At 60.5% G+C, this 20531-nt stretch carries 16 protein-coding genes, 3 tRNA genes and 1 pseudogene; 6 read left to right on the forward strand and 14 right to left on the reverse strand.

The window, feature by feature from the left end; all coding sequences use genetic code 11:
* Window positions 1-13 precede the first annotated feature (13 nt).
* The 8 genes and pseudogenes from KVY02_RS12195 to KVY02_RS12230 form a co-directional block, all read right to left on the reverse strand.
* Window positions 14-3190 (reverse strand): efflux RND transporter permease subunit, encoded by a 3177-nt coding sequence (locus KVY02_RS12195; RefSeq protein WP_106763569.1) that lies wholly within the window; start codon window positions 3188-3190, stop codon window positions 14-16.
* Window positions 3187-4616: pseudogene (locus KVY02_RS18565) on the reverse strand (efflux RND transporter periplasmic adaptor subunit). The gene KVY02_RS12195 and the pseudogene KVY02_RS18565 overlap by 4 nt, the downstream one beginning before the upstream one ends.
* An 87-nt stretch (window positions 4617-4703) precedes the next feature.
* Complete coding sequence (locus tag KVY02_RS12205; protein WP_106763571.1) at window positions 4704-7409, reverse strand: heavy metal translocating P-type ATPase; 2706 nt, start codon at window positions 7407-7409, stop codon at window positions 4704-4706.
* A gap of 175 nt (window positions 7410-7584) precedes the next feature.
* Window positions 7585-8151: a DUF4148 domain-containing protein gene (locus KVY02_RS12210; protein ID WP_228247428.1), complete on the reverse strand. Its 567-nt coding sequence runs from the start codon at window positions 8149-8151 to the stop codon at window positions 7585-7587.
* A gap of 254 nt (window positions 8152-8405) precedes the next feature.
* Window positions 8406-8783: an ArsR/SmtB family transcription factor gene (locus KVY02_RS12215; protein ID WP_106763572.1), complete on the reverse strand. Its 378-nt coding sequence runs from the start codon at window positions 8781-8783 to the stop codon at window positions 8406-8408.
* Between the two features lie 43 nt (window positions 8784-8826).
* The gene (locus KVY02_RS12220; RefSeq protein ID WP_106763574.1) at window positions 8827-9837 is read right to left on the reverse strand and encodes a cation diffusion facilitator family transporter; all 1011 of its coding nucleotides are present in this window, start codon (window positions 9835-9837) and stop codon (window positions 8827-8829) included.
* Between the two features lie 279 nt (window positions 9838-10116).
* The gene (locus KVY02_RS18335) at window positions 10117-10362 is read right to left on the reverse strand and encodes a hypothetical protein (protein ID WP_269474868.1); all 246 of its coding nucleotides are present in this window, start codon (window positions 10360-10362) and stop codon (window positions 10117-10119) included.
* A gap of 122 nt (window positions 10363-10484) precedes the next feature.
* Entirely contained in the window at window positions 10485-10838 is a 354-nt protein-coding gene (locus KVY02_RS12230; RefSeq protein WP_106763577.1) for an ArsR/SmtB family transcription factor, read from the reverse strand.
* A gap of 238 nt (window positions 10839-11076) precedes the next feature.
* Here KVY02_RS12230 and KVY02_RS12235 point away from each other — a divergent pair, with 238 nt between their 5' ends.
* From KVY02_RS12235 to KVY02_RS12250, 4 genes are all read left to right on the forward strand, one after another.
* Window positions 11077-13572: a heavy metal translocating P-type ATPase gene (locus KVY02_RS12235; protein WP_106763579.1), complete on the forward strand. Its 2496-nt coding sequence runs from the start codon at window positions 11077-11079 to the stop codon at window positions 13570-13572.
* A 17-nt stretch (window positions 13573-13589) separates the two neighbouring features.
* On the forward strand, window positions 13590-14063 hold the full coding sequence (cueR, locus tag KVY02_RS12240; RefSeq protein ID WP_106763581.1) for a Cu(I)-responsive transcriptional regulator: 474 nt from the start codon (window positions 13590-13592) through the stop codon (window positions 14061-14063).
* Window positions 14064-14077: 14 nt separating this feature from the next.
* Window positions 14078-14416: an ISC system 2Fe-2S type ferredoxin gene (gene fdx / locus KVY02_RS12245; protein WP_106763583.1), complete on the forward strand. Its 339-nt coding sequence runs from the start codon at window positions 14078-14080 to the stop codon at window positions 14414-14416.
* Between the two features lie 204 nt (window positions 14417-14620).
* On the forward strand, window positions 14621-15379 hold the full coding sequence (locus tag KVY02_RS12250) for a MauE/DoxX family redox-associated membrane protein (protein WP_106763585.1): 759 nt from the start codon (window positions 14621-14623) through the stop codon (window positions 15377-15379).
* A 65-nt stretch (window positions 15380-15444) separates the two neighbouring features.
* Here KVY02_RS12250 and KVY02_RS12255 read toward each other — a convergent pair whose 3' ends face one another.
* The gene (locus KVY02_RS12255) at window positions 15445-15639 is read right to left on the reverse strand and encodes a heavy-metal-associated domain-containing protein (protein WP_106763588.1); all 195 of its coding nucleotides are present in this window, start codon (window positions 15637-15639) and stop codon (window positions 15445-15447) included.
* A 393-nt stretch (window positions 15640-16032) separates the two neighbouring features.
* On the opposite strand from KVY02_RS12255, the gene KVY02_RS12260 reads away from it, so the two are divergent.
* Entirely contained in the window at window positions 16033-16923 is an 891-nt protein-coding gene (locus KVY02_RS12260) for a LysR family transcriptional regulator (protein ID WP_106763590.1), read from the forward strand.
* A 25-nt stretch (window positions 16924-16948) separates the two neighbouring features.
* Here KVY02_RS12260 and KVY02_RS12265 read toward each other — a convergent pair whose 3' ends face one another.
* On the reverse strand, window positions 16949-17242 hold the full coding sequence (locus KVY02_RS12265; RefSeq protein WP_106763593.1) for a helix-turn-helix domain-containing protein: 294 nt from the start codon (window positions 17240-17242) through the stop codon (window positions 16949-16951).
* 105 nt (window positions 17243-17347) lie between these two features.
* Here KVY02_RS12265 and KVY02_RS12270 point away from each other — a divergent pair, with 105 nt between their 5' ends.
* Window positions 17348-17986 (forward strand): substrate-binding domain-containing protein, encoded by a 639-nt coding sequence (locus KVY02_RS12270; protein WP_106763595.1) that lies wholly within the window; start codon window positions 17348-17350, stop codon window positions 17984-17986.
* A gap of 51 nt (window positions 17987-18037) precedes the next feature.
* Here the strand turns inward: KVY02_RS12270 and KVY02_RS12275 are convergent, their stop codons facing one another.
* From KVY02_RS12275 to KVY02_RS12290, 4 genes are all read right to left on the reverse strand, one after another.
* The gene (locus KVY02_RS12275; protein ID WP_106763598.1) at window positions 18038-19969 is read right to left on the reverse strand and encodes a tyrosine-type recombinase/integrase; all 1932 of its coding nucleotides are present in this window, start codon (window positions 19967-19969) and stop codon (window positions 18038-18040) included.
* A 227-nt stretch (window positions 19970-20196) separates the two neighbouring features.
* Window positions 20197-20271: transfer RNA gene (locus KVY02_RS12280), tRNA-Gly, on the reverse strand.
* 87 nt (window positions 20272-20358) lie between these two features.
* Window positions 20359-20434 (reverse strand) — tRNA-Glu (locus KVY02_RS12285).
* Between the two features lie 19 nt (window positions 20435-20453).
* Window positions 20454-20528, reverse strand: a tRNA-Gly gene (locus KVY02_RS12290).
* Window positions 20529-20531: the final 3 nt, after the last annotated feature.

Here is a 20531-nt window from a genome sequence, read left to right on the forward strand (position 1 = left end):
GTTCTCCAGACTTTCACGCATGCGTCTCGATCGCTGCTTGTTGCCCCTTGCGCTTCTCTTTGCGCAAAACGAGCTTGCGCACGACGACATAGAACACTGGCGTCAGCACCAAGCCAAATAGCGTCACCCCCAGCATGCCGGCGAACACGGCGACGCCCATGGCGTGACGCATTTCCGCACCGGCACCGGAGGCCAGCACCAGGGGAACCACGCCGGCGATAAAGGCGAGCGATGTCATCAGGATCGGACGCAGACGCAGGCGTGCAGCTTCGAGCACAGCCGCCAGCGGATCGACGCCGTCATCCTCCTTGGAGCGGGCGAACTCGACGATTAGGATGGCGTTCTTGGCGGCCAGCCCCACCAGCACCACGAATCCGATTTGCGTGAAGATGTTGTTGTCCCCCCCCGAGAGCCACACGCCCACGATGGCGGACAGCAATGCCATCGGTGCGATCAGCAGCACCGCGAACGGCAGCGACCAACTGTTGTACTGCGCAGCCAGGGCCAGGAAGGCCAGCAGCACAGCCAGCGGGAAGACGTACATTGCCGTGTTGCCCGCCGCCTTTTCCTGGTAGGTCAGGTCGGTCCATTCATAGGTCATGCCTGGCGGCAGCGTGTCGCGCACGATCTGCTCGATGGCGTCGGAGGCCTGACCCGATGAGTAGCCGGGTGCCGGGCCGCCGCTGATGTCAGCCGATGGAAAGCTGTTGTAGTGCATCACCCGATCCGGGCCAGAGTCGCGCTTGATCTGGATCAGAGTGCTCAACGGAATCATCTCCCCCGCTGCATTGCGCACCTGGAGCTGACCGATATCCTCTGCTTGCATACGAAACGGTGCATCGGCCTGCGCCATGACACGATAGGAACGCCCAAAGCGGTTGAAGTCGTTCACGTAAAGGGAGCCGAGGTTCACCTGTAGCGTCTCGAAGATGTCGGTGAGCGCTACGCCCTGTGTCTTGGCCTTCACACGGTCGATGTCTACCTGCAACTGAGGCGCATTGGTCTGAAAGCTGGCCAGCATATGGGCCAGCTCCGGCGTCTGCATCGCTTTGCCCATGATTTCGCCCTGAACTTGTGCCAGCATGTCGGAGCCCAGGTTGGCGCGATCCTGAATTTGCAGCTTGAAACCACCCATTGCCCCCAGGCCTGGTACGGGAGGAGGTGGGAAAACGCCCACGAAACCGTCTGGAATCTGGCTGAATTGACCCATCAGCCGACCCTGAACGGCGTACACCGACATGGACGAATCTTGGCGCTCCTCGAAAGGCTTGAGCATGACAAACATCAGCGCCGAGTTTGGTACGCTGACGGGGCCGTTCACCGACAAGCCAGGAAAGGCCACCACGGTCTCTACGCCAGGATCATCCATGGCAATCCGCGACATTTCCTTGACCACGGCCTCGGTACGATCCAGCGAGGCACCGGTGGGCAATTGGGCAATGCCGACAAGGTAGTATTTATCCTGTGCGGGAACAAAGCCGTTGGGAACTTGCGTGAATCCCACCCAAGTCAGGCCCACCAAGCCGACATAGAGCAGCAGGACAATGCCGCTAAAGCGTATGCTGCGTCGCACCATTCCAGTGTAGGCATCCGAGGATCTGTCGAAAAAGCGATTGAAGCCTCGGAACAGCCAGCCGAACATGCCGTCGATGACACGAGTCAGCCAGTCGCGGCGTGTTTTGTCATCATGAGGTTTGAGCAGCACGGCGGACAGCGCTGGCGACAACGTCAAAGCGTTGACCGTTGACAGGATGGACGAGATAGCAATCGTCAGCGCGAACTGCCGGTAGAACTCGCCTTGGAGTCCAGACAGGAAGACAGAGGGGATGAAGACCGCCGCCAGTACCGCAGTGGTGGCCAGGATCGGACTGGTCACTTCGTCCATTGCTGCGTGTGCTGCTGCCCTGGGTGATTTGCCCATGCGGATGTGCCGTTCGACGTTCTCCACGACAACGATGGCATCATCCACGACGATGCCTATTGACAGCACCAGGCCGAACAACGAGAGGGTGTTCAGCGAGAAGCCGAACAGGTGCATGAGCGCGAATGTTCCCACAATGGAGACTGGCACAGCCACCAGCGGAACGATCGATGCACGCCAGGTTTGCAGGAACAATACGACCACGAGTACCACCAGCAGGGTGGCCTCAAGCAGCGTCATCGTCACGGACTTGAGTGAGGCGCGCACGAAGACGGTGGGATCGTAAGCAATGCGGTACTCCAGCCCTTGTGGAAAGTCCGCTTGCAAGCGCTCCATGGTGGCACGCACCGCGTCGGAAGTGTCCAGGGCGTTGGCACCGGGGCTTGTTAGAATTTGCAGGCCCACCGCGTTGTCGCCGTCGAGCAGGCCACGCATAGCATAGTTGTCAGCGCCCATCTGCAGTCGTGCTACGTCACGCAGCTTTGTCACCGCGCCTTGCTCACTGACATTGACAACGATGTCGCCGAATTGCTCTTCGGTGGTCAAGCGCCCCATCGCACTGACGCTGACCTGAAAGGCCGACGACGCATCGGGCTGCTGGCCCACTGAGCCGGCGACCACCTCCACGTTCTGCTCGCGGATGGCCGCGACCACATCGCCTGCCGTCAAGCCGCGTGAGGCTACTTTGGTCGGATCGAGCCAGACGCGCATGGCATATTCGCCCTCACCGCCGATGATTACGTTGGCAACCCCGGACAGTCGTGCGAGTTCGTCGCGCACATGCAGCATTGAGTAGTTGGAGACATAGAGCGGATCGTACTGATTGCCGGGCGAGAGCATATGCACGACCATCAGAATATCTGGCGACGTTTTTTCGGTGACTACACCGATGCGCTGCACCTCCTCGGGAAGGCGCGGCAGTGCTCGTGATACGCGGTTCTGTACCTGAATCTGGGCAAAGTCGGGGTCGATACCTTGCTGGAACGAAATGGTCAGCACCATTTGGCCGTCAGTCGCGGTCTGAGAGGCCATGTAGATCATGCCTTCGACGCCATTGACGGCCTGCTCCAGAGGCGCGGCCACCGTATCAGCGATCACCTGCGGATTTGCACCCGGGTAGCTGGCAGTTACTTGTACTGTGGGTGGGGTAACCGAGGGGTACTCGCTCAAGGGGAGTTGGAACACTGCCATCGCACCGGCAATCAGCATTAGCACCGAGAGCACAACGGCGAAGATTGGCCGGTTGATGAAGAAATGAGGGAATTTCATGAGCGGGACTCCTCCTCACCAGGACGGGTATCAGCCGCCGGACTGTCAGAGTGTTCCGTATCAGCCGCTGCGTCGCTTGAGTCGGCAGCGCCAGTGGACTGCTGCATCGGCACGACATTCGGCGTGATGGGCATGCCGGGGCGCACCAGCCCCTTGAGGACGATCTGTTCACCTTCATTCAGTCCGCCCTCGACGACACGCAGCCCGTCGCGTATCGGCCCGAGTTGGATAGGCCGGTATTGCGCCGTGCTTTCAGCATCGACCACCAGTACATAGTTGCGGTCCTGGTCACTGCCGACGGCCTGATCGTCAATCAGAATGGTCTGGCGCTCAGTGCCAGTAGCAAGTCTGGCTCGCGCAAACATGCCGGGCGTCAGATAACCGTCTGGATTGGGCATGACAGCCCTGGCGCGGACAGTGCCCGTGCCCCGATCAACCTGGTTACCGACAAAATCTAGCGTGCCCTGGAACGGAAAATTGTTGTCCTTGCCCAGGCCGACCTGGACGAGCAAGGCGCTGTTTTCTGGCCTGGAGGCGTCAGGGCGTGCATTGCCTATATGGTTGAGATAGGTGCCTTCGTCAATGTCGAAATAAACGTACATCGGATCGACCGAAACAATGGTCGTGAGCAGCGTTGCCGCGCCCGCGCCACCACCGCTGACCAGATTGCCCTCGGTCACCAGCATGCGATCCACCCGGCCTGCGATCGGTGCGGTCACCCGTGCATAGGACAGGTCGAGCCGGGCGGCAGCCACGCGGCTTTTGCCGCTTGAACCTGCGCCTGTCGTGCATTGCGTGCGGAGACAGCATCGTCATAGGTCTTGCGCGATACCGCACCGGTGGATACCAGCCGCTCGGCACGCTCGAAATCGCTTTGCGCCTGAGCGGTCAGCACTTCGGCCTGGTGCAGTTGTGCCTGAGCGGTGTCGAGAGCGACCTGGAAGGGGCGCGGATCAATCTGAAACAGCAACTGGCCCTTGCTGACCAGACTGCCTTCAGGGACGCTGACCGCGTCGATGGCGCCCCCGACGCGCGAACGTAGCTCCACCGTTTCAGGTGCGGCGAGGTAGCCCGTGAACTCGACCGTCGGTGTCATGGTGCGCACGATTACCTCGGCCACCGGCACCCGAGGCGCCATTGCGCCGGGAGGCCCGCCTGCAGCCGGCCCTTCATTGTTGGATGCGTTGCGGCTGACAACGGCAATGCCCACGCCAGCGACGATTGCCACCGCCAGCAGAACTACTCCAATTTTCTTTTTCATGATGAAAATGACCCTTGCTGTGTGCTCCGCCTCAAGACCACTGTGCGGCGTTGGTGAGGACTCTAGAGGTTTCAATAGTTGGAAGGTCAAGCTCCCGCGAGGAAAAAACTTCCCGGCTTCCCTGACCTCCGCCGTTGACCTTGTGATGGCGAAAGCCGGAGGCATCGAATCTCAACGTCACGAGAATCGGCACCTCCGGCGCACCTGCGGCACACTGGCTTAGCAATGCAGACCTATGTCCAGCCGCTGCCGTCAGTGCGCAGCCTGGGGCTGAGGCGAGCGCGTCGGATGGCCGGTGTCGCGGTCGTCGTCCACACTTTGGGCACCCTTGAACCTCAGCAGGCGCAGCGCATTGAGCGTGACCAGCGCTGTAGCGCCGGTATCGGCCAGAACCGCGACCCACAGGCCCGTCATGCCGAACACGGTGGTGACCAGAAACAAGCCCTTGAGGCCAAGTGCAAACACCACGTTTTGATGGATGTTCGCCATGGTGGCGCGTGACAGTGCTACCAAGTGCGCCACGTCCGTCACGCGGCTCTTGAGCAGCGCCGCATCTGCGGTTTCCAAGGCCACGTCCGTACCGCCACCCATGGCGATACCCACGTCGGCAGTCGCCAGAGCCGGCGCGTCATTGATGCCGTCGCCGACCATGGCCACCTTGGCATCACGCTTCATGTTGTTGACCAGATCCAGCTTGTCCTGCGGCAACAGTTCGGCCTTCCAGTCGATTCCCAAGCTGTCGGCAATGGCTTGTGCGGTACGCTGGTTGTCGCCCGTGAGCATCACGGAGCGAACGCCCATGGCCTTGAGCTGAGCGACACCTTCGCTTGCATCGCGGCGCGGCTCATCGCGCAACGCAAGCAGTCCCAGAGTCTCCTTGCTACGCTCGTCGAACAGAACCGCAACAGTCTTGCCGCTGTTCTCCAGCGCTTCGATTTCCTTACGCTGCTGGGCCGACAGCGTAGCTACCTGACCCGCGTGAGATGGGGAACCCACTGCCAGCATTTTGCCGCCCACAGTGGCTCGCACCGCTTTGCCGGCAATCGCCGATGCCTCCGATGCTTTGGGAATGGCCGTATCCGTGCTTTCTGCATGGACGACGATAGCCTTGGCCAGTGGGTGGTTCGACCCGGACTCGACGGCGGCGGCCAGCGCCAGCACCTGCTTTTGTCTGAGCTGACCAAAAGGAACTACCTCGGTCACGCGCGGCTTGCCCTCGGTCAGCGTGCCGGTTTTGTCGAAGGCGATGGAGCGGACACGGCCAATGGTTTCCAGCGCGTTGCCGCCTTTGATCAGCAGCCCTCGACGCGTCGCAACCGCAAGACCCGAGGCAATCGCCGCCGGAGTGGAGAGCACCAGTGCGCAGGGGCAGGCAATCAACAGAAGAGCCAGGCCACGGTACAGCCAGGTACTCCAGTCCCCCCCCATGGCCAACGGCGGCACCACCACGATCAGCGCGGCGATGGCCATTACGGCCGGGGTGTAGTAGCGGCTGAACTTCTCGATGAAGCGGGCCGTGGGCGCCTTGGAGGATTGCGCCTGTTCAACCAGTTGGATGATGCGCGAGATGGTGTTGTCCGACGCGGCCTTTTCCACCCGGACTTCCAGCACACCGTCGACGTTGATCGAGCCGGCGAAAACAGTGTTGCCAGCAGCCTTTTGACGCGGCACGGATTCTCCCGTGATCGGCGACTCATCGAGGCTGGATTCGCCACGCAGGATCTCTCCATCGGCAGGTACTCGGTCGCCTGGCCTGACCAATACAGTGTCATTGACCTTCAGCGAGGCAGCCGGGACGGTACGCTGACCTCCATTGGGATCGAGCAGCACCGCTGTCTTGGGAACCAGTGATGCCAGTGCCTTGATGCCAGCTCTGGCACGACCGGCGGCTACGCTTTCCAACAGCTCACCGACCGAGAACAGGAAGACCACTGCTGCTGCCTCTTCAGCCTCACCGATGAACAGCGCACCAATCGCAGCGACTGACATCAGGGTTTCAATGGAGAAAGGCGAACCGGATCTCGCCAGCGCGAACGCTTTGCGCGCAAATGGCGTGACACCCGCAATCACGGCAGCAGCGAATATCCATTCGCCGTAGAGCGGCAGCAGCAGGGTCATGGCATAGGCCGAAGCCATCAGCACACCCAATCCGATCACATGCTTGCCTTTTTTCGTCTGCCACCAGCGGCGGTTCTGAATGCTAGTGGCCGGGACAGAGACTGCGCCGGTATCAGAGCCGTCATGGCGGCGTACATCGGAGACTCCGAAACCCAGGCTCTTGATAGTCTTCTCGATGTCGCCGAGCTGCGTGGGAACGCCGGATGCGAGCGTCAGCTCCAGTGTCTCGGCGGTGAAGTTGATGCGTGCGTCGGACACGCCGACCATGCGCGCGAGGGCCGTTTCAATCTTGCCGACGCAACTGGCACAGTCCATGCCTTCGACGCGCATGGAGACGTTGGGTGGCGTGCTGGGTGCAGTACGGATGGCAGGAGCAGCCGCCGCGTGGTCATGCCCGCTGCAGGCTCCGTGCTCGTGGCCGTGGCCATGCTTGTGATCGTGTCCGTGGTCATCACCGCATGCCTTTCCGTGTGCATGATTGTGCCCGTGGTCGTGAGCATGCCCATGGTCATGGTGACCGCCGCAGCCGGCATGGCCATGCGCGTGGGCCGCCTGGCGCGGTACGGGCACCGGGGACACTTCGGACGTGGGCAGTTCCTGCACGTCGAAGCCCAGGGATCGGATTTTCTTGGCGATATCCCGCGTAGTCGCACGGCTGTGCGGTTCACGCCTCAAGATGAGCGTCTCGCTCGCAAAATTGACCTGCACGTCCGACAGGCCGTCGAGGCGGCCAAGGGCCGTCTCGATCTTGCCGACGCAGCTCGCGCAGTCCATCCCTTCAACGCGAAAGCCGAGGTGTTCCCCAGCTTCTTCGCTACGGTCTATTTTTTCCAAAGACATATCGATCTCCAATTTCTCCGAATACCTCACACGGTGGAATGCGCCGCAGACCGATCTGACCGCCTTATCAATAACAAACACATGGACATACGTTCATATGTTTGTTATGAAAAAAAGACATGTTCGTCCTTTTGGCTGCGATCCCCGATGGTTATGGTGTGCGGCGCACGTTCTCTCAGTTCTGGCGCTGTTGCAGGTAGTTCTGGAAGGCGACACGGTATGCAGGGCTGGATGTGTCGGGGGTTTGATCCCCAGCCCAGAACCGATCCAGCCCGGCGCGTTTCCATGCAGCCAGATCGGCTTGAACCTCGGCTCGCGTCAGCCCCACCTCCTGCTGATACTGCTCGCCGTCGCGCAGGTGACGATAGGTGTCGTATGTCGCGCGGTATTGCGAGCTGAACGTGTCGGTGCCGCCGTCGCCGCGTTCGAGTTTGTCTAAGCCGGCACGCTTCCACAGCGCCAGGTCGGCACGCACCTGATCTCTCGTCAAAGCGGTGGACTCACGGTAGTCGGCTCCCAGACGAAGTTGCAGGTAGTTTTTGTAAGCTTGGCGGTATTCCGAGCTGAAAGTGTCAGGCCCGGCGTCTCCCCCGGAAAGCTTATCCAGTCCGGCCTGCTTCCACGCCGCCAGGTCAGCGTTGACTTCCGCGCGCGAAACACCTGCGTCGAAGGGTTGGGCGCCTGCACCAGCCGCAACGAAGGCGGAAAGCAGAACTGCGACGTGAAATTTTTTGGACATCATCAATACTCCTTGACGTTACAAACAATGGCGTGGTGCTCACGCCTCCTTCAGTTGATTCATAGTCGAATAATAACACACATGAAGATATGTTCAATTGTTTATTTGAAGGTACGGATAGGCCTTTTCTGTTCCGGGGCAAGACCTCTGGTTTCAGGCAAAGCGACGAAGGGCTCTGGCCTCCACTCTGATATTGACCACCCAAAAAAAACGGCACGCCCCTTGCCAGAGCGTGCCGCACACATTTGCACACTCAGTCAATCGTCGGATCTATCCTCGGAAATGTGGGAAGCCATGTCCTGAAGCACCTGGCTGACGTGCTGATCCGCGATACCGTAAAAGATGTGCTTTGACTGGCGTTCGCCGCGCACGAGACGCGCGCCACGCAACAGCCGGAGGTGGTGGCTGACCAAGGACTGCGACAGATCGAGCGAGTCGGCGATATCTCCCACAGCGACCGATCCGCGCATGCAATGGAGCAAAATCTTCAACCGCGATTGGTCGCCCAGCAGACGGAAGGTTTCGGCCAGAACAGCGACGTCACTTTGCGACAGTGCAAGAACATCAGTAGCCGCGCCGTGGCTGGAGGTCGAACATTGCGCAATATCGGAGCTGATGGTTTTGCGGAACGTCATGGCTTCAAACCCTCAAGTGAACTGCGAGCCGGCTTGCACGGCCTCAATGCTTGTGACCAGAAGCGGAGTGGTCATGGTTGTGCCCACTGTGGTCATGGCCGCTGTGGGCATGACGGTCCGTCCTGGGTTGCAGGCTGCAGACGTTCTCGTCGGCTTCCGAGTTCCAGTCGATCCCGACCGTGGCGTGTTCGATGCTGAATTGCTCTCGAAGCACCGCCTCGACGCGCTTGACCACGGCTCGCGCTTCCTCGTCCACATTGGGTCGCACGTGTAGCGTGGCCATGGTGCGACCGGAGGTGAGTTGCCACACGTGAACATGGCTGACAGCCGCTAGGCCGGGAACGGCGCTCATCAGGCCTTGTTCCACCTTCTCCGGCGAAGCGTCCTCCGGCGCGCCCTCCAGCAGGATATGGATAGACTTGGCCAGGAGCTTCCAGGCGCTGCGCAGGATCAGCGCCGCCACCAGAACCGACAGGATGGGATCAATGGGCGTCCACCCCGTGAGATAGATGATGACCGCAGCGAGGATTGCTCCCACCGAGCCCAACAGGTCGCCTATCACATGCAGGATGGCACCTTTCACGTTGACGTGCTCGGTATCGCCGCGTGTCATGATCCACAGCACGAGCAGGTTTATCAGCAATCCCAACACGGCGACGATCATCATGGGGCCAGCCAGGATCACCGGCGGCGCTTGCAGCCGCCCCCATGCTTCATAGACGATCCAGGCGACGATGGCGAAGAGCGTGACGGCGTTGATGAAGCCGGCAAGTACCTCGAAGCGTAGATAGCCAAAGGTGCGCTTGCTGTCTGCGGCGCGGCTGCCGAACCGGAACGCCATATAGGCCAAGGCCAGCGCCATCGCATCGGTCAGCATGTGGCCCGCATCGGCCAGCAGCGCCAGCGAGCCGGAAATCACGCCGCCCACCGCCTCCACGATCATGAAGGTGAAGATCAGCACGAAGGAAATGAGAATCTTGCGCTGGTTGGCGCTGGTCACAGTTGGCACATGGCTGTGGTCGTGACCATGGTCATGTGAGTGAGAGTGGGACATGGGAGCCTCGGGCAAGTTAAATTTTGACTACGCGAGGAAATATAACACATGAACACATGTTCATGTGAAGTGTTTTATTTAGCCATACCAGTGTTCGTGGCGGATGCGTTGCAACGCCGCGGCAAGACAGCCCTGTGTGCTGCCATTGCCGAGAAGAGGCCTATCCTCTCGGCCAGATCCGGTGCAGATCGTCCACGATCAGCGAATGATGGTGTCTGCCCTGATCTGCGTGCGTTCGCAAATGAGGGTGATCCGCCGGTAGGTTTGGATGGTCATGGGTCAGATCGGACGGGGCGCTGGCCGGCCACAGCCGAAGCGCCAGCGCCACGCCACTTCGATTTCGCCCAGGCCGAAGCGCGCCTTCACGAGGACCACCGTGTTCACGATCACCATCGAGCCCGCGGCCGAGACGGCCAGGCTGATCGCCAGCAGGCCCGCAGGCGCGGCCGAAACGAGGAAGCAGAGCATCGTTCCCACGAACAGGTTGTGAAAGCTGATGACGGTCAGCAGCGCGGCGGCCAGCATTGGGGAAATCACGCTTTCCAGGTCGTAGGCCTGCGGGACAGCGACAGCGTCTTCTAGTGAGAATGCCTGCAGCAGCGGCCACCCACTGCTGCGCGTAATGGTAGGTTTTGCGATCCGCTCGGCTACTCGTCGTTGTGGTCTTCAGCAATGTGGATGGCCATGTCCAGCAGCACCTGGCTCACGTGCTGGTCGGCCACCTCATAGAAAATCTGCTTGGCCTGGCGCGCACCCTTGACCAGCCGAGCTCCACGCAGCAGCCGCAGATGGTGGCTGACCAGTGATTGCGAGAGGTCGAGGGTCTCCGCGATGTCCCCCACCGAAGTAGACCCCTTCATGCAGCACAGCATGATTTTCAGCCGCGAAGGATCGCCCAGGAGGCGGAAGGTTTCGGCCAGGATGGTTACATCATTGTGCGACAAGGATGTCAGATCGGCGCTTGCGCCGTGAGGTGTGCTTGCTGGTTTGCGTGAAGTCATTTGTCAAAAATTCCTGCTCTCGAACGGCTGTTCATGCCCTTCAGGATCAACGAGGCTGCGGCAGAGCGATCATGCGCAGCTAGGGATCTGGGAAAGCTTGGCAACCAGAACCCGCCGCACCTCTGTCGCCAGCGCTTTCCCAAACCAGACAGTACACATAAAAAAATATGCTTGACCTTCCCACGATGGTAAACCCTAAGCTTCCCTCATGTCGAATCTCAACTACGGGAAATAAACCATGAGCATGCCAATAATGAGTGATGCTCGCGCCACAGCAGCTGCGATCAGCCTGCCCATCGAGGGCATGACCTGCGCGAGCTGCGTCGGCCGAGTCGAGGCCGCCCTGGCCAAGGTCGAGGGCGTGGACACTGTGTCCGTCAATCTGGCTACCGAGCGGGCGGACATCCGCCTGGCTGGTCCTGTTGATCGCATGGCGCTGATTCAGGCGGTGGAGAAAGTGGGCTACGAGGTGCCGGCCGGCGTCACTGAACTGGCGATCGAGGGCATGACCTGCGCATCCTGCGTAGGCCGCGTCGAGAAGGCGCTCAAAGCCATACCAAGCGTCACGGAGGCCACGGTGAATCTGGCGACCGAGCGCGCCACCGTGCGCGGCTTGGCTGCCGTGGAAGATCTGATCGCGGCCGTAGACAAGGTTGGCTACGAAGCCCGCCTGGTCGATACCGGCGCACAGGCCGAAGATGAAGCAGCAGAAAAGAAGGACGCCGAGCGGGCCGAACTCAAGCGTGACCTGACCCTGGCCGGTCTGCTGACATTGCCGGTATTCGTGCTCGAAATGGGCTCGCACATGATTCCCGGCATGCACGAGTGGGTCATGAACACCATCGGCATGCAGCAGAATTGGTATATCCAGTTCGTACTGACCCTGCTGGTGCTGGCCATTCCGGGCCGGCGCTTCTATGAGAAGGGCTTTCCGGCCCTCGTGCGCCTGGGCCCGGACATGAACTCGCTCGTCGCGGTCGGCACGATGGCCGCGTTCGGCTTTTCGATGGTCGCCACCTTCGCGCCCGGCCTGCTGCCAGCAGGCACGGTGAACGTCTATTACGAGGCGGCTGCCGTCATCGTGACGCTGATCCTGCTCGGTCGCTTCCTGGAGGCGCGCGCGAAGGGTCGTACCTCCGAGGCCATCCAGCGGCTGGTCAAGCTGCAGGCCAAGGAGGCCCATGTGTTGCGTGACGGCCGTATGGTGGATATTCCCATCAACGACGTAGCCCTTGGCGACATCGTGGAAGTGCGTCCCGGCGAGCGCGTGCCGGTCGATGGCGAAATCACCGAGGGCCGCAGCTTCGTCGATGAGTCGATGATCACCGGCGAACCGATCCCGGTCGAAAAGGCTGCTGGCAGCACGGTGGTCGGTGGCACCGTCAACCAGAAAGGCGCGCTGACGCTGCGCGCCACCGCCGTGGGCGGGCAGACCATGCTGGCGCAGATCATCCGCATGGTCGAGCAGGCCCAGGGCTCGAAGCTGCCGATTCAGGCCGTGGTGGACAAGGTGACGTTGTGGTTCGTTCCGGCAGTGATGCTGGTCGCCTTGCTGACCTTTCTGGTCTGGCTCGTGTTTGGCCCGTCGCCCGCCCTGACTTTCGCCTTGGTCAACGCCGTAGCCGTGCTCATCATCGCCTGCCCGTGCGCTATGGGCTTGGCGACGCCGACCTCGATCATGGTCGGCACCGGCCGCGGCGCCGAGATGGGCGTGCTGTTCCGCAAGGGCGAGGCCTTGCAACTGCTCAAGGATGCCAAGGTGGTGGCCGTGGACAAGACCGGCACCCTGACAGAGGGTCGCCCGGTGCTGACCGACCTGGAAATCGCTGAAGGCTTCAGCCGCGACCCAGTGCTGGCGAAGGTCGCTGCCGTAGAATCTCGCTCGGAGCACCCGATTGCGCGCGCGATCGTCGAATCTGCGACAGAAGGTGGCATCGCGCTGCCGACCATGACCGATTTTGATTCGGTCACGGGCATGGGCGTGCGCGCAACCGTGGACGGTTCCCGTGTCGAGGTTGGCGCCGACCGCTACATGCGTTCGCTGGGCCTGGACGTCGGTGTATTCGCAGGCACTGCCGAGCGTCTGGGCAACGAGGGCAAATCACCGTTGTACGCCGCGATCGATGGCCGCCTGGCCGCCATCATCGCCGTGGCCGATCCGATCAAGGCTAGCACGCCCGCCGCCATCGCCGCGCTGCATCAGCTTGGCCTGAAAGTGGCAATGATCACCGGCGACAACGCGCGTACCGCACAGGCGATTGCCAAGCAACTGGGCATCGACGAGGTGGTGGCCGAAGTCCTGCCTGAAGGCAAGGTGGATGCGGTGCGCCGGCTGAAAGCCAGCCACGGCCAGATTGCTTACGTGGGTGACGGCATCAACGACGCCCCGGCGCTGGCCGAGGCCGACGTGGGCCTGGCAATCGGCACCGGCACTGACGTGGCAGTCGAGTCAGCCGACGTGGTGTTGATGTCCGGCGACCTGCGAGGCGTGCCCAACGCCATCGCGCTGTCGAAGGCTACGCTGGGCAATATCCGCCAAAACCTATTCTGGGCGTTTGGCTACAACACCGCGCTGATTCCGGTGGCCGCCGGGGCGCTGTACCCAGCATATGGGGTGTTGCTCTCGCCGATCTTCGCCGCCGGCGCGATGGCACTCTCCAGCGTGTTCGTGCTGGGCAACGCGCTACGCCTGCGCGGCTTTCGGCCGCCGCTGGCGGCGGATACCACTCATTGAGAAAGGGGAGGAAGACCATGAACATCGGTGAAGCATCCAAAGCATCCAAGGTCTCGGCCAAGATGATCCGCTACTACGAGCAGATCGGCCTGATTCCGCCAGCGGATCGTACCGAATCTGGCTATCGCACCTACACCCAGGCCGATATCCACCGGCTGCATTTCATCCGCCGCGCGCGCGATCTCGGCTTCTCGGTGGCCGAGATCACGAATCTGCTGGGCCTGTGGAACGACAAGTCGCGCCAGAGTGCCGACGTCAAGCGCCTGGCCCAACAGCACATCGCCGAACTGGACCGACGCATCGAGAGCATGCTGCAGATGACAGAAACGCTCAAGGCGTTGATTCATTGTTGCGCGGGTGATGAACGACCAGACTGCCCGATCCTTCAGACGCTGGAGCAACCCGACACCAGTGAAGACGAACCTGAAGAGCGCACTGGTGCCGTACCGCGCCGCTCGCACGGCACCAGAACAGCGAAACGCTCGCGCTGACGACCAGGAGAGACATGCCCAAAATCACTGTTCTTCCCCACTCAGAACTGGCACCTGAAGGCGCGGTGCTGAACGTGCCAGCAGGCACCTCGATTTGTGAGGCCCTGCTGGACAATGGCATCGAGATCGAGCATGCCTGCGACATGAGTTGCGCATGCACCACCTGCCATTGCATCGTGCGCAAGGGGTTCGACTCTCTAAACGAAGTCGAGGAGTGCGAGGACGACCTGCTCGACAGGGCCTGGGGACTGGAGGCGCAGTCGCGCCTGAGCTGCCAGGCCATCGTGTCGACAGAGGATCTGACCGTCGAAATCCCCAAGTACACGATTAACCACGCCAAGGAGAACCACTAGGGCCTGGCGTGCCGCCGCAGACACGCCGGCCTGTGGCCGGATTGTCCTGGCAGGTGGAGAACAGCCTGACGACCTACCCATGAGCCAGGCGCCTACACACTCTTGCGCCAGGGCGGGTTAGGGTAGAGAGGTAGTCTGAAGTCTTTTGCTCACGGTCGGCTCCGCCGACCTCCCTTAAGGAAGACCCCACAGGAGAAGTCCAGCATGTCTGCGCTCAAGCACGCCAAGCTCTACCGCATGGTCATGCCCGACCATACCTGCCCCTATGGGCTGAAGTCGCTCGATCTGCTCAAACGCAAGGGCTACAAGGTCGAGGACAAGCACTTGGCGAGCCGCGAGCAGACGGATGCGTTCAAGCAGGAACATGGAGTCGAAACCACGCCGCAGACGTTCATCGATGGGCGGCGCATAGGGGGCTACGACGAATTGCGTAAATTCTTCGACATGCCCGTGAAGGACAAGAACGCTGTGACCTATACCCCCGTGGTCGCGCTGTTCCTCATGGCCGCCGCGCTGGCGCTCGGGGCGAGTTGGGCCGCCTTCGGCCAGCTACCGGGCATTCAGACCGCAGAGTGGTTCGTGGCCTTTGCCATGTGCTTGCTGGCGTTGCAGAAACTCAAGAACGTGGACAGTTTCGCGACGATGTTCCTCAACTATGACCTGTTGGCCAAGCGCTGGGTGCGGTATGGCTATCTCTACCCGTTCGCAGAGGGTACCGCTGGCGTGTTGATGGTCGCGGGAGTGGGTATGTGGCTGTCGATTCCGCTGGCACTGTTCATCGGCACCGTCGGGGCCGTGTCGGTCTTCAAGGCGGTTTATGTCGATCGCCGGGAACTCAAGTGCGCCTGCGTGGGCGGGGACAGCAATGTACCGCTGGGCTTCGTATCCCTGACAGAGAACCTGATGATGGTGGCGATGGCCCTTTGGATGTGGGTCAAGGTCGCCTATTTCGGGATGCACTGAGCAACAACATGGCGCGTGCGCCAGCATCGCGGCCAACCTGCGTTCAGGTCGACCGCGATCGGATGTTACTGCGCGCGCGGCGGGAAACCAGCCTCGCGCAGGGCTGCGACGATCTGCCCTTCGGATGCCGACGTTTGCACCTCGACCCGGCGGGATGGCGGATCAGTGACGACACTGGCGTTGGGGTCGATCATCTGAATCGTCTTCGTCACGGTGCGGGCGCATCCACCGCAGGTCATGTCATCGAGATGGAATTGCATGGAAAACTCCTTTCGGGTTGGGGTGCTTGGCAGTTTGGTCCTTGCCACGGTTGGAAGGTCAAGTGGTAGTTGCATCGACGGGACGCAGCGGCTGCCAAGTTCCCTCACGCTGTCACTGACGCGCAACCTTATTGATTCGCGCCGATGGCATTTGCAACGAAGCCAAGCAGCACACCGTCATCAAGCCGGCTCCGATCCCTTATCAAGCTCCAGATCAGAGGCAGGAGGTCTTTTTTGATAAAATATATGAACATATGTATTATTGTTCAATCGAATCAATGGCCTTTTGCCCTGCCCTGAAGGGGAGCACCTGCTACTTCATCCACTGAGCACACTTCGGCATCAATGCGCCGTGGCCAATTGAATTGACCAAGATTGCTGAAGGACGCAACCATGGAACTTCGTCACCTGCGCTGCTTTGTGGCGGTCGCCGAAGAACTGCACTTCACACGAGCTGCCGAGCGCTTGCATATCGAACAATCCCCCCTGTCTCGAACGATCAAAGAGCTTGAGGATGAGCTAGGGGTAATACTTTTTGACCGAAACCGTCGAGGCACTGTGCTGACCCCCGCTGGAGCCGTGTTCTTGCAGGACGTCCGCAGACTGTTCACTGTTTTGGAGCATGCACGGGAGAACGTCCAGGCGGTCGCGGCGGGTCTGCGAGGGAGCCTGCGCATCGCTGTCTCCGATGGTGCAATCGATCCCAGGTTATCGGCGTTTCTGGCTCGTTGTCGCGCAGAAGAGCCGGAGGTCGAGATACGCCTATCCGAAGTACCTCTGGCCGAGCAACTGCGTGGTTTGCGATCAGGCGACTTCATGGCCGGATTCGCGCACACTGCCAACGTCGGTTACGGCATCGTCGCCGAACCGATCTGGCAAGACCCGCTGGTTATCGCGCTCCCCGCCCGCCACGAACTACTCGCTCACAAGAAGGTTCCGCTCCATACCCTCGGGGGGCATCCGCTCATCATGTGCGATCCCCAGGCGTGCGAAGGTTGCTGCCTCGAACTGGCTCGACTTCTTCGGCAACTGGAGCATGAACCGAACATCGTTGAGCACGCGTCCTCACTAGACATGATGCTCACCTTGGTCGGTGCAGGCTACGGCATCGGCTTCACGACGACGACCAGGATTACTGCTTACCAGCGCTCTGACGTTGTAATCCGCCCTCTGGCAGTGGAATCAGCGGTCATCACCACCTACTTGCTGTGGCCCGAAAACACCCGTTTGTCGGTTCCACTGGAGCAGTTCATTGCTCGGCTACGCGACCGATTGAGCGACTAACGAAGCTGGCCAAAGAAGGCAAGGCTCAAGAGCCGTTGCCAGAACCAAGGTTGTCCTCTGTTGCAGTCATCAATTCAGCCGAACTTATCCTGAGCGCCACGGCAATTTTCAGTATCAGAGCCAACGTGGCCATGTGCTGCCCGCGCTCAATCTTGCCCATGTGAGAACGTTCGATCCCGGCCAGTGCAGCCAGTTCTTCCTGAGAGATTCCTTGCGCCTTGCGGGCGGCACGCACTGCCTCCCCGAAGGCCTGTGCTGGCTCGGCTTCAAATGTGGTTGTACCTGGGGGACGGCCTCGTTGAACTATACGCTTCTGCATTGACAGAAGCGTCGGGCAGCCATGAGAATTTAACCACGTTAAATTTAACTCATTGCTATCATATTGGGTTGCTTTTTTGCGGCCAGATAGCTTCGCGGGGCTCTCATGCACCACGCCACCAGCCGATCTTTCAAACTCGCTATAGCGCCCGGCGTACCATCCTCTCGGCTATCAACGCTTCTTGCCCTTCAGCGTGCAGAGGAACCGGATATCGCCATCACGTTCTTCGAGGTCGCAGGCGACGACCTAGCTGTCGGCCTTCAAGAAGGTCGCTACGACGCTGGGATGTCACTTCAAGATACGAGCGCCCCGAGCCTGAGCAGCCAGCCCTTATGGTGTGAAAACATGGCCGTTGCTGTACCGCCACGGTTCCCCTTACCGAACCAGGCGATGCTCACGGTTGCTGAGTTGTTGAGCTATCCCGTTTTTCGCTGGCAGGCAGAGGCCTGCCCCCTGCTGGATCAACGGCTGTCTTCCTTGGCGCCGCCGGTGGATCAGCAGAGCATTCAGCACGTCACTTCGTTCAAGCTGTTGGCCCTATGGGTCGCGGCTGGCTATGGTCTTGGCATCTCTGCGCAACCGCGCATCGAGCGCGCCCATGAGTGGAGGATTACGATGAGGCTGCCCTCGGATGGCCCCTACGAAATCGTGACCCACCTGCAGCGCCCCCACCGGCCAACCAATGCTGTTACGGAGCGGTTCGCGCGCAGAGCGCTGCAGGTTGCCAGGGCCGGCGCACGGTAATGACAACCTATGGCCGGGGCCACTTCCCGGCCATAGGTTGCAGCGTGCAGGTTAGGCTTCCTCAAGAACCACCGCACTATCCATCAGCCGACGAACGCTCTGCCGCACGTCCTCGGGGATCGGCTGTGGGATGACCGTCTCAGGGGCATCCGCATGCTCCTGACCGTTCGTGATGATCCGGATGATTTTGGCCAGATTGGTCGGCGTGACGGTATCGATGGCCGTCCGATCGCCCAATTCCGGATGCGGCCGGGTCAACATGCGGTACAGATCCCACGAATCCGCGTCCGGACACCGCTTCATGAGGGTTTGGGCCAGCTTTTGCTTGAGTGGCACCAATTGCCAATCGGGAACGCGTTGTCCCCGGTTGCCCAAACCGATGGACAGCAATTTGCCGGCTTTCAGTTCGCGGTTGATCTGGTCTTTGGACTTCCCGGCCAACTTGCCGAACAACTGAACCGGCATGTTGCACGGCAATTCGTAGATCTCGAGCATTTCCTCGCGCTCACGCTGGATCGCGGACACTTCCGGCTCCGGAACTGGCTCAGGGGGCGGCGGCACCTGTGACAGCCGCTGAAAGGTGCCTCCCGAGGCGTTTGCCGTCACGACGATGGGAGTTGCCGCTACCGGTGGGATGGTGCCAATAAAAGACGCTTCCTCGGCAGAAACGGTATTTTCCGCCTCTACCATCGTTGGCACCCCATCGATACGGATGGTGAGATGCACGCTGGCGGCCTCCACCTGGCCCTGCTCCAGCAGGTCGAGGCGATCGGCCCAATCCTGCATCATCCTGCGGCGCGGCTCCACGTGTTTGGCGTGGTTATAGGCTGAGCTCACCTTGTTCGGGTCCGAGTGCGAGAGTTGCGCGTCCACCCAAATCTTGGGGTAGCCGATTTCATTGAGCGCCGTCGAGAGGGTTCCACGAATACCGTGGCCGGTCAGTTGATCGTCGTAGCCCATGCGCTTCAAAGCCTGATTGAGCGTGTTCTCACTGATGCGCTTCTTGAGGTCGCTGCGATGCGTCAGCAGGTATCGCTGGGCTGGCCGCATTTCTCCCAAGAGGTGGCGTACGATCTCGACGGCCTGGATGGACAGCGGCACGATATAAGGCGGGATGTCTTGCGCACGCTTGCCAGCCTTGCGCATCTCGTCCAGAAGTTGCTTGACGCTCTCTGGCGGGATGATCCACAGACCCCGGTCGAGGTCGAACTGGTCCGGGGTCGCCAGCCGCAGCTCGCCAGTGCGCACTCCGGTCAAAAACAACAGCCGAATGCCGAGCTGGGTCTGCCAACCACGAGTGTTGTAATGCCTGAGCTTCTGGAGAAACGCGGGAAGCTGGGGCAGAAGCAGGTACGGGTTGTGGTTCACCGGAGGTTTAGGCTCGGCTACGACATCAAGATCCGAGGCCGGATTGATCTCCAGTCCCTCAACGATCACCAGAGCGTAGCGGAACATCTGCCGGAACCAGGTACGAATTTTTTCGGCGGTGGTGTAAGCCTTGCGTCCCTCAACCCTTGCCAGCACACCCAGCAGTTGGGGACGACGGATATCGTAGATCGACATCCTCCCGAGGGTGGGCAGCACATCGTTGTCGAAGATACGGAGTATCTGGGACATCGTGCTTTGCCGGCCTTCCTTGAGCTCCTTGCGGCGATGCTCGACCCAGGCGTCGAAAACCGCCTTGAAGGTGTATTCGGACGCCAGCTTGATCGCGTGCCGCTTCTGCTTACGGTCGGTGTGAGGATTGATGCCCTTGGCCAGGAGCGCCCGGGCCTCGTCACGCAATGCGCGTGCTTCGCGCAGGCCGATCTCAGGGTAGTTGCCCAGCGAGATGCGCTTTTGTTTGCCGAGCCAGTAGTAGCGCAGGTGCCACGACTTGCCGCCAGTGGGAGCGACGACCAGGCCGAGGCCATCGGTGTCGGGGAGGTTGTAGGCTTTGTCAGCGGCCTTGGCTTGCCGCACAGTCAGATCAGAGAGAGTCATCTTTGAGCTCCTAAGTTAAGAACTTAGACTCAATGCTCGTCACGACTCCCGCCCAACCCCAGCAACAATCCGGAACCGGCACCACCCGCATTCTTTGGCCTCAATTTTGGCCTCAAAAACGCTGGCTGTCAGTGGATTTCCATGGCTTTTGCTGGAATGAAAAAAGGGCCTTTCGGCCCTCTTTTCAACGACTTACAGACGTCAGTGGAAGTCTGTAGATCATAAATTGGAGCGGGAAAGGAGATTCGAACTCCCGACCCTCGCCTTGGCAAGGCGATGCTCTACCACTGAGCTATTCCCGCAACATGAACGGCATTACTTATGGAAACCGCTTACAGAAACCGGTTAAAACAACCGATGGCGACAACCAGGTGACAGCGTCATGCGAATGGCGTCCCATAGGGGGTTCGAACCCCTGTTCCCGCCGTGAAAGGGCGGTGTCCTGGACCACTAGACGAATGGGACACATATACACGCAGACGACTGGAGCGGGAAAGGAGATTCGAACTCCCGACCCTCGCCTTGGCAAGGCGATGCTCTACCACTGAGCTATTCCCGCTTG

This window comes from Halomonas sp. 18071143 (assembly GCF_019211725.1).
GTDB lineage: Bacteria > Pseudomonadota > Gammaproteobacteria > Pseudomonadales > Halomonadaceae > Vreelandella > Vreelandella stevensii.

Coding starts and splice junctions, on each gene's coding strand:
- KVY02_RS12195 (WP_106763569.1), bottom strand. CDS start 3,190: ATGAAATTCCCTCATTTCTTCATCAACCGGCCAATCTTCGCCGTTGTG.
- KVY02_RS12205 (WP_106763571.1), bottom strand. CDS start 7,409: ATGTCTTTGGAAAAAATAGACCGTAGCGAAGAAGCTGGGGAACACCTC.
- KVY02_RS12210 (WP_228247428.1), bottom strand. CDS start 8,151: ATGATGTCCAAAAAATTTCACGTCGCAGTTCTGCTTTCCGCCTTCGTT.
- KVY02_RS12215 (WP_106763572.1), bottom strand. CDS start 8,783: ATGACGTTCCGCAAAACCATCAGCTCCGATATTGCGCAATGTTCGACC.
- KVY02_RS12220 (WP_106763574.1), bottom strand. CDS start 9,837: ATGTCCCACTCTCACTCACATGACCATGGTCACGACCACAGCCATGTG.
- KVY02_RS18335 (WP_269474868.1), bottom strand. CDS start 10,362: ATGCTGGCCGCCGCGCTGCTGACCGTCATCAGCTTTCACAACCTGTTC.
- KVY02_RS12230 (WP_106763577.1), bottom strand. CDS start 10,838: ATGACTTCACGCAAACCAGCAAGCACACCTCACGGCGCAAGCGCCGAT.
- KVY02_RS12235 (WP_106763579.1), top strand. CDS start 11,077: ATGAGCATGCCAATAATGAGTGATGCTCGCGCCACAGCAGCTGCGATC.
- cueR (WP_106763581.1), top strand. CDS start 13,590: ATGAACATCGGTGAAGCATCCAAAGCATCCAAGGTCTCGGCCAAGATG.
- fdx (WP_106763583.1), top strand. CDS start 14,078: ATGCCCAAAATCACTGTTCTTCCCCACTCAGAACTGGCACCTGAAGGC.
- KVY02_RS12250 (WP_106763585.1), top strand. CDS start 14,621: ATGTCTGCGCTCAAGCACGCCAAGCTCTACCGCATGGTCATGCCCGAC.
- KVY02_RS12255 (WP_106763588.1), bottom strand. CDS start 15,639: ATGCAATTCCATCTCGATGACATGACCTGCGGTGGATGCGCCCGCACC.
- KVY02_RS12260 (WP_106763590.1), top strand. CDS start 16,033: ATGGAACTTCGTCACCTGCGCTGCTTTGTGGCGGTCGCCGAAGAACTG.
- KVY02_RS12265 (WP_106763593.1), bottom strand. CDS start 17,242: ATGCAGAAGCGTATAGTTCAACGAGGCCGTCCCCCAGGTACAACCACA.
- KVY02_RS12270 (WP_106763595.1), top strand. CDS start 17,348: ATGCACCACGCCACCAGCCGATCTTTCAAACTCGCTATAGCGCCCGGC.
- KVY02_RS12275 (WP_106763598.1), bottom strand. CDS start 19,969: ATGACTCTCTCTGATCTGACTGTGCGGCAAGCCAAGGCCGCTGACAAA.